Annotated in this window: 2 protein-coding genes; both read right to left on the reverse strand. The window is 37.9% G+C overall.

Features of this window, described 5'->3' with window-relative positions:
- Window positions 1–175: 175 nt before the first annotated feature.
- On the reverse strand, window positions 176–556 hold the full coding sequence (locus JCM15548_RS20615; protein ID WP_227626095.1) for a helix-turn-helix domain-containing protein: 381 nt from the start codon (window positions 554–556) through the stop codon (window positions 176–178).
- Window positions 522–884 (reverse strand): type II toxin-antitoxin system RelE/ParE family toxin, encoded by a 363-nt coding sequence (locus JCM15548_RS20620; RefSeq protein ID WP_062129125.1) that lies wholly within the window; start codon window positions 882–884, stop codon window positions 522–524. Before JCM15548_RS20620 ends, JCM15548_RS20615 begins: the two co-directional genes overlap by 35 nt.
- Window positions 885–987 lie beyond the last annotated feature (103 nt).

A 987-nucleotide genomic window follows, 5' to 3' on the forward strand; every position in this document is an offset into this window, starting at 1 on the left:
CAACGTTTGGCGATATGGTGCGTGGCTAATCTACTTGGCAGGTATTTTCTGGCCGTTAGGAGTGTTCTTTTGCGGACGAAACTTGCTGTAAATATGATGTTTAGCCATGCACTATAACGCGTGTTAGAGCCTGGCTATTATTCTGATATATCTTCGAGTAAGATTGTCGATAGGCCTAATGGACAGCTAATTCTGTTCCCTCTTCGATGTCAATTTGAAACTTCACTTTTGCTTTCAAGGCCTTAAAAACTTTAGTAATTGTGGAAATGGTCGCACTGCTCGCACCACTTTCTAATTTTGAAATTTGCGCTTTTTGCACCCCAATTAACTTTCCTAATTGTTCTTGAGTGAGATTTTTATCTTTTCGTATTTTTTTGAGCTTTTCCCCTAATATTTCCATGCTCAATTCAAATTCATACTGCTCTCTTTCTGGGGTGCCCTGTTCCCCTATGTATTTGTCTTCAAGTTCGCTTAATGTCTTATATTTTCTTTTTTTCATAGCACCACAATTTTTATCTAAATCAGTTACCCTTATCCCCCAGCTTCTTTTCTTCAAAGTATTCTCGTTTGAGTCGTTCCGCTTTGCGAATTTCGTCTTTAGGAGTTTTATTCGTTTTCTTTGCAATCCCATGCGTTCCCGCAATCAGAGTTTCGGTTTCTCCTTCAGTATCCCAAAATGCAAATAGTCTGTAAAACTTACCGCTCTCATCAAATCGAAATTCAAAAATGCCATCGCTACCCTTCATTTTTGAGAACCAATCACCTATTAACCTTTCTTTGGTCTTACGGATTCCTTGAAATAGTTTCTTTCTGGCTTTGGGCTCAATAGATTCCACAAATTTTTCAGCAAGTGGTAGAAATATGACTTCAATTGGTTTCTCCATTTGGGTTAATTCACTGGGTTATCTTGTTTCCAAATGTAGAAACAAATTTCGCAATTGTCAAAGTTTTCCTGCTGTTTTGTTTTTCCATTAGCTAGGCTCTAAC

Source organism: Geofilum rubicundum JCM 15548, assembly GCF_000974365.1.
GTDB classification, from domain to species: Bacteria; Bacteroidota; Bacteroidia; order Bacteroidales; family Marinilabiliaceae; genus Geofilum; species Geofilum rubicundum.